26 protein-coding genes are annotated in these 13096 nt (G+C 36.1%); all 26 read right to left on the bottom strand.

Features of this window, described 5'->3' with window-relative positions; all coding sequences use genetic code 11:
- Positions 1-2: 2 nt before the first annotated feature.
- Entirely contained in the window at positions 3-767 is a 765-nt protein-coding gene (locus C7H79_RS04955) for a type III pantothenate kinase (RefSeq protein WP_106706191.1), read from the bottom strand.
- Positions 760-1734, bottom strand: a complete 975-nt coding sequence (locus C7H79_RS04950; RefSeq protein WP_242447154.1) for a biotin--[acetyl-CoA-carboxylase] ligase — start codon at positions 1732-1734, stop codon at positions 760-762. Before C7H79_RS04950 ends, C7H79_RS04955 begins: the two co-directional genes overlap by 8 nt.
- Before the next feature lie 91 nt (positions 1735-1825).
- Positions 1826-2230 (bottom strand): 50S ribosomal protein L17, encoded by a 405-nt coding sequence (rplQ, locus tag C7H79_RS04945; RefSeq protein ID WP_106706189.1) that lies wholly within the window; start codon positions 2228-2230, stop codon positions 1826-1828.
- Positions 2217-3224 (bottom strand): DNA-directed RNA polymerase subunit alpha, encoded by a 1008-nt coding sequence (locus C7H79_RS04940; RefSeq protein WP_106706188.1) that lies wholly within the window; start codon positions 3222-3224, stop codon positions 2217-2219. Before C7H79_RS04940 ends, rplQ begins: the two co-directional genes overlap by 14 nt.
- A gap of 45 nt (positions 3225-3269) precedes the next feature.
- A complete protein-coding gene (gene rpsD / locus C7H79_RS04935) occupies positions 3270-3896 on the bottom strand; it encodes a 30S ribosomal protein S4 (protein WP_106706187.1) in 627 nt (208 codons plus the stop codon).
- Between the two features lie 12 nt (positions 3897-3908).
- Positions 3909-4298, bottom strand: coding sequence for a 30S ribosomal protein S11 (rpsK, locus tag C7H79_RS04930; protein ID WP_106706186.1), 390 nt, complete (start codon positions 4296-4298; stop codon positions 3909-3911).
- Positions 4299-4334: 36 nt separating this feature from the next.
- Positions 4335-4694 carry a 30S ribosomal protein S13 gene (gene rpsM / locus C7H79_RS04925; RefSeq protein ID WP_106706185.1) on the bottom strand — a complete coding sequence of 120 codons (360 nt, stop codon included), beginning with the start codon at positions 4692-4694 and terminating at the stop codon, positions 4335-4337.
- 40 nt (positions 4695-4734) lie between these two features.
- On the bottom strand, positions 4735-4848 hold the full coding sequence (gene rpmJ, locus C7H79_RS04920) for a 50S ribosomal protein L36 (protein WP_106706184.1): 114 nt from the start codon (positions 4846-4848) through the stop codon (positions 4735-4737).
- A 30-nt stretch (positions 4849-4878) separates the two neighbouring features.
- Entirely contained in the window at positions 4879-5097 is a 219-nt protein-coding gene (gene infA, locus C7H79_RS04915) for a translation initiation factor IF-1 (protein ID WP_013647126.1), read from the bottom strand.
- 20 nt (positions 5098-5117) lie between these two features.
- Entirely contained in the window at positions 5118-6449 is a 1332-nt protein-coding gene (gene secY, locus C7H79_RS04910; RefSeq protein ID WP_106706183.1) for a preprotein translocase subunit SecY, read from the bottom strand.
- Positions 6450-6466: 17 nt separating this feature from the next.
- A complete protein-coding gene (gene rplO, locus C7H79_RS04905) occupies positions 6467-6898 on the bottom strand; it encodes a 50S ribosomal protein L15 (RefSeq protein ID WP_106706182.1) in 432 nt (143 codons plus the stop codon).
- A gap of 1 nt (position 6899) precedes the next feature.
- Positions 6900-7091: a 50S ribosomal protein L30 gene (gene rpmD, locus C7H79_RS04900; protein WP_106706181.1), complete on the bottom strand. Its 192-nt coding sequence runs from the start codon at positions 7089-7091 to the stop codon at positions 6900-6902.
- Complete coding sequence (gene rpsE, locus C7H79_RS04895) at positions 7084-7626, bottom strand: 30S ribosomal protein S5 (protein ID WP_106706180.1); 543 nt, start codon at positions 7624-7626, stop codon at positions 7084-7086. Before rpsE ends, rpmD begins: the two co-directional genes overlap by 8 nt.
- Before the next feature lie 13 nt (positions 7627-7639).
- Positions 7640-7996, bottom strand: coding sequence for a 50S ribosomal protein L18 (rplR, locus tag C7H79_RS04890; protein WP_106706179.1), 357 nt, complete (start codon positions 7994-7996; stop codon positions 7640-7642).
- A gap of 10 nt (positions 7997-8006) precedes the next feature.
- Entirely contained in the window at positions 8007-8540 is a 534-nt protein-coding gene (gene rplF / locus C7H79_RS04885; protein WP_106706178.1) for a 50S ribosomal protein L6, read from the bottom strand.
- Between the two features lie 12 nt (positions 8541-8552).
- Entirely contained in the window at positions 8553-8948 is a 396-nt protein-coding gene (rpsH, locus tag C7H79_RS04880; protein ID WP_106706177.1) for a 30S ribosomal protein S8, read from the bottom strand.
- Positions 8949-9019: 71 nt separating this feature from the next.
- Positions 9020-9325 (bottom strand): 30S ribosomal protein S14, encoded by a 306-nt coding sequence (gene rpsN / locus C7H79_RS04875; protein ID WP_106706176.1) that lies wholly within the window; start codon positions 9323-9325, stop codon positions 9020-9022.
- Positions 9326-9332: 7 nt separating this feature from the next.
- Positions 9333-9872, bottom strand: coding sequence for a 50S ribosomal protein L5 (gene rplE, locus C7H79_RS04870; RefSeq protein ID WP_106706233.1), 540 nt, complete (start codon positions 9870-9872; stop codon positions 9333-9335).
- 17 nt (positions 9873-9889) lie between these two features.
- Positions 9890-10207: a 50S ribosomal protein L24 gene (rplX, locus tag C7H79_RS04865; RefSeq protein WP_106706175.1), complete on the bottom strand. Its 318-nt coding sequence runs from the start codon at positions 10205-10207 to the stop codon at positions 9890-9892.
- A gap of 18 nt (positions 10208-10225) precedes the next feature.
- Positions 10226-10594: a 50S ribosomal protein L14 gene (gene rplN, locus C7H79_RS04860; protein ID WP_106706174.1), complete on the bottom strand. Its 369-nt coding sequence runs from the start codon at positions 10592-10594 to the stop codon at positions 10226-10228.
- A 166-nt stretch (positions 10595-10760) separates the two neighbouring features.
- Positions 10761-11006, bottom strand: coding sequence for a 30S ribosomal protein S17 (gene rpsQ, locus C7H79_RS04855; RefSeq protein WP_106706173.1), 246 nt, complete (start codon positions 11004-11006; stop codon positions 10761-10763).
- Positions 10996-11196, bottom strand: a complete 201-nt coding sequence (gene rpmC, locus C7H79_RS04850; RefSeq protein ID WP_106706172.1) for a 50S ribosomal protein L29 — start codon at positions 11194-11196, stop codon at positions 10996-10998. The genes rpsQ and rpmC overlap by 11 nt, the downstream gene beginning before the upstream one ends.
- A 2-nt stretch (positions 11197-11198) precedes the next feature.
- Positions 11199-11615 (bottom strand): 50S ribosomal protein L16, encoded by a 417-nt coding sequence (gene rplP / locus C7H79_RS04845; RefSeq protein WP_106706171.1) that lies wholly within the window; start codon positions 11613-11615, stop codon positions 11199-11201.
- A gap of 15 nt (positions 11616-11630) precedes the next feature.
- The gene (gene rpsC, locus C7H79_RS04840; RefSeq protein WP_106706170.1) at positions 11631-12446 is read right to left on the bottom strand and encodes a 30S ribosomal protein S3; all 816 of its coding nucleotides are present in this window, start codon (positions 12444-12446) and stop codon (positions 11631-11633) included.
- Position 12447: 1 nt separating this feature from the next.
- Positions 12448-12804 (bottom strand): 50S ribosomal protein L22, encoded by a 357-nt coding sequence (rplV, locus tag C7H79_RS04835; RefSeq protein ID WP_106706169.1) that lies wholly within the window; start codon positions 12802-12804, stop codon positions 12448-12450.
- Between the two features lie 9 nt (positions 12805-12813).
- A complete protein-coding gene (gene rpsS / locus C7H79_RS04830; protein ID WP_106706168.1) occupies positions 12814-13095 on the bottom strand; it encodes a 30S ribosomal protein S19 in 282 nt (93 codons plus the stop codon).
- Position 13096 lies beyond the last annotated feature (1 nt).

Genomic DNA, 13096 nt, shown 5'->3' with positions numbered 1-13096 from the left:
AATCATATTGAAAACTGTAATTCTGTATTGGTTTCCGAGTCTAAAGCAATTATGATCAAGCCTTCTAACACTAATCTATTTACAACCTTTATTGGAAACTTAAAATAGGGCATTAGTAATGAAATACTTCCACCACTTATAATGCAGTTGACAGATCTAAGATTTTCGTTCGACAATAGAAGATTGTACATTCGTTCACTAGCGCCTATGATGCTATGTATCATACCACTTTGTATTGCACTGTCGGTACTGACAGGAAAATCTTGATAACTTGCCGAATCAATCTTTGTAAGTTGTGTACCTAAAAGAAGACTCTTAACCATTAAATCAATTCCAGGAAGTATAATTCCACCAAGAAATTTTCCAGATTTAGAAAGTACATCAATTGTCACTGCTGATCCAGCGTTGATAACCAAACAAGCATGTTTCTCAATTTTCCATGCAGCAATTAAAGCCGCCCAACGATCACTACCCAATTGATTAGGATTGGAATAACCATTCATCACATTACATCTAAAATTATTTGAAACAAGCCACTGTGGTTTTGTTGGCCATTGGGAAATTAACTTAGTTATGTGATCTTTTGTTTCACTACGCGCTACATGAGAGATAATAATGGACGTTGGCGTAGGAAAATTCAGGAATTCATTATTAAGGGTTAAAACCTCATCATAAAAAACACTACCTTGCTTTATCCATTGATTACCACTGAACAATCCCCATTTTACATAAGAATTTCCTGAGTCAATAGCTAATATATTAGACATTCGTGTATCTGGGTCGCACAAAGATACTGCCGCCACTAAACGACTTTTTTCCTTCAGGTGTTAACAAACAGATTGCTCCATCGCTTGTAACCCCATCAATTATCCCCGTTACTATTGGACCACTTGTAGATTTCAAATCAACTTCTCTTCCTTCGTAAGAATGATAACTTATCCACTCTTTCTTAAAATAAGTAAAACCATAACTTTCGAAGTCGTTGAGAACTTGACAAAACTCTGTTAACAATTGTCCTAATAACTGATTTCGATCTATTAAATGACTAGCTATAGAAGATAAGTCGGTGAATTCTTGGTTTATATGCGTTTTTACAGATTTTGATAAATTGCAATTAATGCCAACACCAATGACTGCATACGTTGGTCCATGCATTTCACTGCGAATTTCAGTTAATATTCCAGCTAGTTTTTGATTTTCGCAAAGAATATCATTTGGCCATTTGATCTGGATGTTTTGAATGGAGTTAGCTTTTAAAACTCTCACAATTGCAATGCCTATCGCTAGACTCAAGCCGGATAAATCAGAAACGCTTTTTTCAAAGTACCAACACATCGAAAACATAAGCCCATTTCCAAAGCCACATTCCCAAATGTGTCCTTCACGTCCACGACCGCTTGACTGGAATTCTGACACAATTACATGGACATTACCTTTATTCAATGCGTTTCGTTTTAATTGCTGCAAAAGGTAATTGTTTGTAGAATCTATAACATCAAACAATTTTAAATCGAATCTCTCTGGTAAAACAGAGATATGACTAAGTATTAAATCTTTATTCAACCATATTATTGGATTACATAATCGAAATCCGTCTTCATTAATATTTTCTATATCTATGCGATATTTATGTAACTGATCTACTAAAAAATAAATTGACTTGATGGAGCAAGCGAGATTTTTTGCTAGCGTATTAACAGAATGACATAGCCCATCATTCAGCAGAACTAACAATTGCAGCGCTCTTAGGTTCACATACATAAACGCACGAGTTAATAAGAGCGTTGTTATTAGGTTACTTTACTTAATCAACAGTGTAGTTTATTTAATTGTCATCATTTGTATTTGCTGAATTAGTTTCAATATCATATTCTGGTTTATCAACAAGTTCTACCAATGCCATGGGAGCATTATCTCCATTCCTATATCCATATCTAAGTATTCTAATATATCCGCCAGGACGAGAAATATATCGAGGTCCCAACTCAGCGAACAATTTAGTTACACTTTCTCGATCTCTAAGTCTATCGAATGCTAATCTTCTATTTGCGAGTGTTGGCTCTTTACCTAAAGTAATCATAGGCTCAACATATCTTCTTAGCTCTTTAGCTTTGGGTAATGTTGTTTTAATAGTTTCATGGCGTAGAAGTGAGTTACTCATATTACGAAACATAGCCTTTCTATGACTACTGTTCCGATTTAGTTTTCTAAATGCATTATTGTGGCGCATGGTTAGTATCCTTTGAAATATTATCCAAATTAGCCGGAGGCCAGTTATCCAATTTCATTCCCAAGCTAAGATCTCTTGAAGCTAAAACTTCTTTTATTTCATTAAGAGATTTTCTACCCAAATTTGGTGTTCTCAGGAGCTCAGCTTCAGTTCTTTGTATTAAGTCGCCAATATAATAAATGTTTTCTACTTTAAGACAATTAGCAGATCGTACAGTTAGCTCCAAATCATCAACTGGTCGAAGCAATATAGGATCAATCTGAGGAGCTTGCGGCTTTTCTTTTGGTATAGGTGTACTCTCAAGATCTGCAAAAACTGATAATTGTTGAACCAGAACTCGCGCAGCAAACCTTATTGCCTCTTCAGGCTCAACTGCACCGTTTGTTTCTATATCAACAATTAATTTATCTAAATCAGTTCGCTGTTCTACTCGTGCACTTTCAACTGAATAACTAACTCGTCTGATCGGACTAAAAGATGCGTCTAATAGTATTGTTCCAATGACATTTTTATCACTAGCCCCAATTTTTCTAACGTTAGCGGGAGCATAACCTCTTCCCTTTTCAACCTTAAGTTCCACATCGATCTTGCCATCTGCAGTAAGGTGTGCAATTACATGATCTGGATTAATTATTTCTACATTATGGCTTAGTTCTATATCTGCTGCAGTAACAATGCCTTTACCAATTTTCTTTAAAGTTAGTATTGCTTCATCATTATTGTGCAACTTTAATACTATGCCTTTAATATTCATTAGAATATCGACAACATCTTCTTGCACACCATCCAGAGCCGAATACTCGTGTAGTACGCCTGCAATCTTGACTTCTGTTGGAGCATAACCTGTCATTGATGACAGTAATATTCGTCTTAAAGCATTCCCAAGCGTATGCCCATAACCACGCTCGAATGGTTCCATGACAACCTTTGCATGAAGAGGTGATATATTTTGAACATCAATAATTCTTGGGGTTAACAAATCAGTACCTTGCATAGTAATAATGTACCTTTAGATAAAGAAAATCAATAATAATATTGATTACTTAGAATACAATTCGACAACTAAAGATTCATTTATTGTCGCAGGCAAATCAGCTCGTTCAGGTTTAGATTTATAGATACCTTTCATTGCCTTTGTATCAACTTCTATCCATGTTGGAAAAGCACGATTATTTGCGATCTCAATTGATTTCTTAATACGCAATTGGTCACGTGCCTTCTGTACAACTTCAACTGTGTCTCCAGCCTTAACTCTATACGAAGGAATATTTACTCGGTTACCATTAACTAAAATACAATTGTGCCTAACTATTTGCCTTGCCTCAGATCTAGATGTTCCAAAGCCCATTTGAAAAGCCACGTTATCAAGACGGCTTTCAAGTAATTGAAGCAAATTTTCGCCAGTTATCCCGCGCTGTTTATCGGCAAATTTATAAATATTTCTAAATTGCTTTTCTAGAATTCCATAGATTTTTCTTATTTTTTGCTTTTCACGTAATTGACCGCCATAGTCTGATAATCTTCCTTTTTTCTGACCATGCTGGCCCGGTGGATAATTTCTTCTTTCAATTGCGCACTTATCAGTAAAACACTTTTCACCTTTAAGAAAAAGCTTCTCGCCTTCGCGTCTACATTGCTTACATTTTGGTTCAAGATTCTTTGCCAAAGTTTAATCTCCTCAGATTCGCCGTTTTTTTGGAGGCCGACAGCCATTGTGCGGCACTGGTGTAACATCAGAAATGCTAGTAATTTTAAAGCCAGCTGAATTTAATGCTCTCACAGCTGAATCTCTCCCTGGCCCAGGTCCTTTAACTCTAACCTCTAGATTTTTCACACCACATTCGATTGCAATTTTACTGGCGTTTTCTGCTGCAACTTGAGCTGCAAAAGGTGTGCTTTTTCTAGACCCCTTAAAACCGGCTCCTCCAGATGTTGCCCATGATAATGCATTACCCTGTCTGTCAGTAATTGTAACAATCGTATTATTAAATGATGCATGTATATGTGCAATGCCTTCCGATACATTCTTTTTTATTTTTTTTCGAACTTTAGAGGTTGTCTTAACCATATAAATTCCTAATAATTAAAGCACTACATAAATATTTTATCTTGAACGAACCGCTTTGCGAGGGCCTTTCCGTGTCCTAGCATTTGTACGTGTTCGTTGACCGCGCACTGGCAATCCGCGTCTATGACGCAAACCACGATAACAGCCAAGGTCCATCAGTCTTTTTATATTCATTGATACTTCACGACGAAGATCTCCTTCGATCGTAAATTTAGCGACCTGCTCGCGTATCAATTCAATTTGCTCTTCCGACAAGTCTTTAAGCTTTCTATCAATATCAACACCTATAACTTTACATATATTTGAGGATCTTGTTCTGCCAACCCCATAAATAGAAGTTAAAGCTATACCAATATGTTTATGGTTTGGTATATTTACACCAGCGATACGCGCCATTTAATTTCCTTGTTTATCAAAAATATAGTTGACTCTGAACTTATCCCTGGCGCTGCTTATGCCTTGGGTCTTCGCATATCACTCTGAGGACTCTATTGCGGCGTATCATCTTACATTTCCTACATAACTTTTTTACAGAAGCATTTACTTTCATATAGTCAGTCCATTAACATATTTAAATTTATTATTTTGCTCTAAACGTGATTCTAGCTCTAGTTAGGTCATAGGGCGTTAGATCTACAGTAACCTTGTCACCCGGTAAGATTCTAATATAATGCATACGCATTTTTCCCGATATATGACCCAGCACTATGTGCCCATTTTCTAATTTTACTCGAAATGTTGCATTCGGAAGAGTTTCTAAAATCTCGCCCTGCATTTGAATTGTTTCTTCTTTAGCCATTAATTTTTTGTAATAACTCACTATCTGGCATTTAATTTGCCACTATTGGATTTAAAATTAGTCTTTTTTAATAAACTATCATATTGTGATGACATGACATGCGACTGCACTTGCGACATAAAATCCATAGTAACAATCACTATGATTAGTAATGACGTACCACCGAAATAAAATGGAACATTCCATTTAAGTATCAAAAATTCTGGAAGCAAACATACTAGTGTCACATATATAGATCCAGCTAACGTAAGTCGAAGCATTATTTTTTCGATATAACGAGTAGTCTGCTCTCCAGGCCTAATACCAGGAACAAATGCTCCGCTCTTTTTAAGATTATCAGCAGTTTCCTTCGGATTAAAAACAAGTGCAGTATAGAAAAAGCAAAAGAAGATTATCATTACTGCATAGAGCATCACATAAATCGGCTGCCCTGGCGATAAAGCAGCACTAATATCTTTCAATAAAACCATTGACTCATTATTTGCGAACCACCCAGCTAAAGTTGCTGGAAATAATATAATGCTTGAAGCAAAAATAGGAGGTATCACCCCTGCCATATTAATTTTTAACGGTAGGTGAGAACTTTGCCCGCCATATACTTTCTGACCAACTTGCCGTTTAGCATAATTAACTAAAATTCGTCTTTGACCTTTTTCAACGAAAACCACAAACCATGTAACTATAGCAGCAGCTATAAAAATTCCCAATGCAACTAGGAAATGCATGGAGCCAGTACTAACCAAATCTAATGTGCCACCAATAGCACTTGGTAGACCTGCCGCTATTCCCGCAAAAATAATCAATGAAATCCCATTGCCTATACCACGTTCCGTTATTTGCTCACCTAACCACATTAAAAAAATTGTTCCTGTTACTAGCGTTATTACAGTAGTCAACGTAAACATACCACCAGGATCAATTACTAATCCATTTTGTGATTGAAGTGCGATAGAAATTCCATAACTCTGTACAATAGCTAATGCAAGCGTGCCATATCTCGTATATTGAGTAATCTTCCTTCTTCCACTCTCACCCTCTTTTTTTAAAGCTTCTAAGTAAGGCACAGCTACCGTACCAAGCTGCATAATTATAGAAGCAGAGATATAAGGCATAATGCCAAGTGCAAAAATAGAAAACCGTGATAGTGCACCTCCTGAGAACATGTTAAACATGCCCAATACACCGCCTTCTTGTGATTCGAACAAATCTTTTAGTACTGTTGAATCAATTCCTGGAACAGGAACATGTGCACCAATTCTATATACAACTAACGCTAGCAGCAAAAACCATAGTCGTCGTTTTAAATCCGCAAATTTATCGACCGGCTTATTTGAAACACCTTTTATAGCCACTTTTATTCCTTATGTTTCTATAATATTTTTCCACCCAATGCTTCTATCGATAACTTTGTTCCGTTACTTACACTAATACCTTCAAATGACATTACCCGATCTATAGATTCCGCACCATAAATCTTAACTTTTTTTACTTTTTCAGTAATTACATTTAATTTCTTTAATAATTCGATAGTTATCACATCTTCATTAAGCGATTTAATAACGCTCATCTGAATACTTTGATGTTGCGGTTTACTTAAAACCGTAAAGCCTCTTTTTGGCAAACGTCGCTGTATTGGCATCTGCCCTCCCTCAAATCCAACCTTATGATAACCACCAGAACGTGACTTCTGTCCTTTGTGCCCTCGGCCGCAAGTTTTTCCGAAACCAGACCCCATACCACGTCCCACTCTAAGATTACTCTTTACAGAACCTATAGCAGGTTTTATTGTATTTAAAAACATATCAACAGTATTTAATTAAATATTTAATTTTATTAATCATTCCAATAGTCTCTGGTGTTCTCTCTAGCACTGAAGAACTATTAATTCTTTTTAACCCCAAACCTATTATGGTAGCTCTATGAGATTGTTTCACGCCTATCAAACTTTTTACCAAACTTATTTTTATAGTATTTGGCACTTTTTCATTAACCATTATCAAGCCCCATAATTTCTTTAACCGTCTTCCCACGTTTCGCAGCTATACTCGCAGGAGTGTTCATCGAATTTAATCCTTTAATTGTTGCTCGCACTACATTATACGGATTAGTAGACCCGATACATTTCGCCAGAATGTCTGTCATCCCAATTACTTCGAAAATGGCACGCATAGGTCCGCCAGCAATAATTCCGGTACCTTCCGGTGCAGGCTGCATATAAATTTTTGCGGCTCCATGTGAAGCTGTAATCGGATGATATATTGTACCGTTTTTTAATTTAACTTTAATCATTTTTCGGCGTGCTTCATCCATTGCCTTTTGCACAGCAACTGGTACCTCACGTGATTTACCTTTTCCCATGCCAATACTACCATCGCCATCACCTACAACAGTAAGTGCTGCAAAACCTAAAATACGCCCGCCCTTGACAACTTTGGTAACTCGGTTGATAGCCACCATTTTCTCACGCAGATCATCGCCAGTCTCTTCGTTACTTAAGTGCTTCACACTTGACTTTCCAACTTTTGCCATCTTAAATCCTTGATTAGAATTTTAATCCATTTTGACGCGCAGATTCTGCTAACGCTTTTATTCTTCCATGAAATTTATATCCAGATCTGTCAAAGGCGATATTTGAAATACCACACATCTTTCCTTTTTCAGCGATTCTTTTCCCAATGAAGGATGCAGCGGTTACAGTGCTACCTGAAGATATTTCTTTTTTAACTTCGGGCTCTAAAGTTGAAGCACATGCGATAGTTTTATGCAGATTATCATCTATTAATTGTGCATATATGTGTAAGTTAGTTCGATGTATACATAATCGTACTGCGCCAATTTCTACAATTTTATATCTAGTTTTTCTTGAACGTCTCAATCGCCGATCTTTTAAATTTGCCATATTATTTCACTTATTTTTTCTTCGTTTCTTTGAGAATTATCTTCTCATCTGAATAACGGACACCTTTGCCCTTATATGGTTCTGGTTTTCTATATGCGCGAATTTCAGCAGCTGTTTGACCAACTATCTGCTTGTTCATTCCCTTAATAAGAATTTCAGTCTGAGTCGGCGTTTCAATTTCAATCCCATCAGGTATAACATAATTTATAGGATGTGAAAATCCCAAAGCCAAATTTATTTTATCCTGAGCTGCCTGAGCTCGATATCCCACTCCTACCAATTGCAATCTTTTTTCAAAGCCCTGGGATACACCATGAACCATATTAGCAATAAGGGACCTTATTGTTCCAGACATGGCGTTAGCATGCTTAGATTCATTAGCTGTTTTAATTCTAATTTCATTATCAACTACTTCCAATACAACAAATTCAGTTATCTTTTGTTGTAAAGATCCCAAAGGGCCTTTAATTAATACATTATGATTAGAAATAGTGACTTCCACATTGGAGGGTATAGTTACCGGATTTTTACTAACACGAGACATTTAACAGATCCTTTAAACAACATAGCATAATAACTCTCCTCCAACACCAAGTTGCTGCGCTTTTCTTTGAGTCATTACACCCTTAGAAGTAGACATAATTGCAATTCCCAGTCCATTCATTACATTTGGCAAATTCTTACTTGATTTATAGATTCTTAAACCGGGTTTACTAACGCGTGTTATTCTTTCAATTACTCGCTCACCCGAATAATATTTGAGTTTTATCTCTAGATTTTTTTTGCTTCCTTGATCATCAATTTCAAAACCCTCAATATACCCTTCTTCTTTCAGAACACTAGCAATTGCTTGTTTAATAAGAGAACTTGGCATTATCACTGATTGTTTTTTTGCCATTTGCGCATTACGCATCCGTGTTAGCATATCTGCTATAGGATCACTCATACTCATAATGTTTTTACCTACCGATTAGTTTAGTTATTACTAAATTGACAATATTTTACTAATAAAGAAAAATTATATCACCAACTCGCTTTTATAATTCCTGGTATTTTACCACTCATAGCTATTTCTCTTAATTTGCTTCTTCCCAGGCCAAATTTAGAGTAAACACCACGCGGTCTACCAGTCAAAGCACATCTATTTCTTAATCGGACAGGACTTGAGTCTCTCGGAAGCCTTTGCAAGGACAGGCGAGCTTCATGACGCTCAGTTTCACTTAGTGTAAAATCATTTATTATTTTCTTTAAATTGATTCTTTGCTCAGCATACTTTTGAACAATTTTATTTCTTCTATTGTTCCTATTAATAACAGCGAGTTTTGCCATTCTGATCTCAATTTTTAAACGGAAAATGGAATGCAGCTAATAAAGCTTTTGCTTCACTATCGTTTTTAGCTGTAGTTGTTATTGATATATTCATTCCTCGTAAACTATCTATTTTATCATAATCAATTTCAGGAAAAATTATTTGCTCTTTGATACCCATATTATAATTTCCTCTGCCGTCAAATGATTTTCCTGAAATACCCCTAAAGTCCCTGATCCTAGGTATTGCAATCGTGATTAATCGATCTAAAAATTCATACATTCTTACCTTGCGCAATGTAACCATGCAACCTATAGGATAATCTTTTCTTACCTTAAATGTTGCAATAGATTTCTTTGCCTTTGTAATAACGGGTTGCTGTCCAGATATTTTCTTTATGTCCGACACTGCATTTTCGATTATCTTTTTATCGATTGTCGCTTCTCCAAGTCCGATATTTAACGTTATTTTTGTTATGCACGGAACCTCCATTACTGACTTATACTTGAATTGTTCCATCAATTTATGTACTACTTCATTTCTATAATATTCTTGTAAGCGAGCCATATAATTCCATTCCATATTTACGTTTCAATCAAATCGCCACTAGATTTGAATATTCGTACTTTGTTATTATCCGAACTAACTTTGAATCCCACTCTGTCAGGTTTTTTTGAAGTAAAATTATAAATAGCTACGTTAGAAGCATGTATCGGCATCTCCTTACCAATTATACCACCTGCCGTACCATTAGTTGGATTAGGTTTCTGATGTTTTTTTACTAAATTAATTCCTTGAACAATTACATAATCATTTTTCACAATACTTACGACAGTGCCCCTTTTGCCTCTATCCTTGCCTGTAATGACTATTACATCATCACCTTTTCTTATTTTTTGCACAATATTCTCCTGCAAACACTACAAAACTTCTGGAGCTAGAGATACGATTTTCATAAAATTAACGTTTCTCAACTCACGAGTCACTGGTCCAAAAATACGCGTTCCAATCGGCTCAAATTTATTATTTAGCAACACAGCAGCATTATGATCAAATTTCAACAAAGAACCATCATTTCTTCTTACACCTTTAGCGGTCCTAACTACAACTGCATTGTATACTTCGCCTTTTTTAACTTTTCCTCGTGGCGCAGCATCTTTAACACTAACTTTTATAATGTCACCAATGCCAGCATATTGCCTTTTAGATCCACCAAGTACTTTAATACACATAAGTGAACGAGCACCCGTATTGTCAGCCACTCGTAATATTGATTGCATTTGGATCATTTTTTATTCACTTCTCATTAAAATGTTATCGCCGATATTTGCTAAATAAATAATTCTATATGCACTTCATTGGCACTCGTTAACAATGTCTAACGAAATTCGTCAAAGCAGGAATTACTTTTTTCATACCTTATAAACCAAGAATATATCTCATTTATTAAGTATTTTATATTTTATCTACAACTTTCCAATTCTTAGTTTTGGATAATGGCCGACATTCTTCTATCAGAACAGTATCACCTATCGTATATTGATTTATTTCGTCGTGTGCTTGATATTTCTTAGACCGAGTAACAAATTTACCATAAAGTGGATGCATCAATCTTCGTTCAACCAATACCGTTACAGTTTTATCCATTTTAGTACTAATAATTTTTCCACTTATGGCACGGTTTAATTTATCACTCTTCATGATTGTTTTGTCGCTGAGTTATAACGGTTTTTACTCTGGCAATATCTCGTCTTATCATTCTTAATTGTCTCGTATTCGTCAGTTGCTGTGTTGCCAATTGCATTCTTAACCCGAATTGCGCTTTTAAAAGTGAAATTAGTTCAACGTTTAATTCAGGTATTTGTTTATTTTTCAATTCACTTGACTTCATTACTATCCACCAATTTGCCTTATAGTAAATGTTGTTCTAATTGGAAGTTTAGCAGCAGCTAACCGGAAAGCTTCTTTTGCCAGTTCTTCAGTCACTCCATCCATTTCATATAGAACTTTTCCAGGCTGTATCTCTGCTACGTAATATTCTGGATTTCCTTTTCCATTTCCCATCCTAACCTCTGCAGGTTTTTGTGATACCGGTTTATCTGGAAAAATCCTTATCCAAATTCTACCACCTCTTTTTATATGTCTTGTCATAGCTCTTCGAGCTGCTTCAATCTGTCGCGCGGTTAACCGCCCTCTTCCTACTGCCTTCAAGCCGAACTCGCCAAAGCTAACTTTAGCTCCACGAGTGGCGATTCCAGTATTTCTACCTTTTTGTTGTTTTCTATATTTTGTTCTAGCTGGCTGAAGCATTCAATTCTCCACTATTCATTTTTCATCGACTATTGTTGTGTGCTCGATATTAGTAGAACTATCTTGTAATTCTGATTCTTTAGTAATGTTCTTGCCACTCTTCAAGTCAGTGGGATTTGCAAATGATAATGTTCTCTTATTAGGCTTCTTTTTTTCATTTTCAGAATTTGGATTTGCTGTTAATTGATTTACTTGGTCGCCCTTTCCAAGCAATTCTCCTTTAAAAATCCATACCTTAATACCTATAATCCCATAAGTTGTTTCAGCTTCTGATGTTCCATAATCAATATCTGCCCTTAATGTATGAAGCGGTACTCTCCCTTCTCTATACCACTCTGTACGAGCAATCTCTATTCCATTTAATCTACCAGAACTCATGATTTTTATACCCTGCGCGCCAAGTCTCATTGCATTTTGCATTGCACGTTTCATTGCTCTTCGAAACATAATTCTTTTTTCTAACTGCTGTGCAATATTGTCCGCTATTAATTGCGCATCAATCTCTGGCTTTCTGATCTCTTCGATATTTACATGAACAGGAACACCCATTCGTTTTTGAAGCTCGCCTCGTAAAACTTCAATATCCTCTCCTTTTTTACCGATAACAACACCAGGACGAGAGCTAAAAATTGTAATTCTCGCATTCTTCGAGGGCCTTTCTATCAGAACTCTTCCAACAGAAGCATTCTTAAGTCTACTTGCAAGAAATGCTCGAACTTTTATATCTTCATTAAGCATAGTTGCAAAGTTAGTACTATTCGCATACCACTTCGACATCCAATTCTTTTGAACGGAAAGCCTAAAGCCAGTTGGATTTATTTTTTGACCCATATCAGTTAGTGCCTTTATTAGTATAACTACCATCACCTACAGTCAGTAATATGTGGCATGTTGGTTTCACAATTCTATTTCCACGACCTTTTGCACGTGCACTTGTTCTTTTCAAAGATGTTCCTTGATCTACCATGATGGATGAAATTTTTAGTTCATCAATATCTGCACCATCATTGTGCTCTGCATTAGCAATTGCTGATTCAAGAAGTTTATGTATAATTTCCGCACCTTTCTTAGAACTGAACGTCAAAATACTCAATGCCTTGTCAACAGGCAATCCTCTTACTTGATCGGCAACAAGGCGACATTTCTGCGCTGATATTCTTGCACCCCGTAATTTAGCAACTGTTTCCATTTGTATCCTCTAACGCTTAGTAACAATTTTCTTGTCACCAGCATGCCCTTTAAAAGTGCGTGTTAATGAAAATTCACCAAACTTATGCCCAACCATATTCTCGGTAACAAATATAGGTATGTGTTGTTTTCCATTATGTACGGACACTGTTAATCCAATAAAATCAGGAAGTATCGTTGATCGTCTCGACCAGGTTTTAATAGGACGCTTATCATTTGTATTTCTTGCTTTTTCAATCTTTGCAATCAAATGCGCATCAACGAAAGGTCCTTTTTTTACTGAGCGTGGCATT

The sequence above is a fragment of the Nitrosomonas supralitoralis genome (assembly GCF_003011925.2).
In the GTDB taxonomy this organism is placed as follows: domain Bacteria; phylum Pseudomonadota; class Gammaproteobacteria; order Burkholderiales; family Nitrosomonadaceae; genus Nitrosomonas; species Nitrosomonas supralitoralis.
This window is presented reverse-complemented; position numbering and strand designations above follow the sequence as displayed.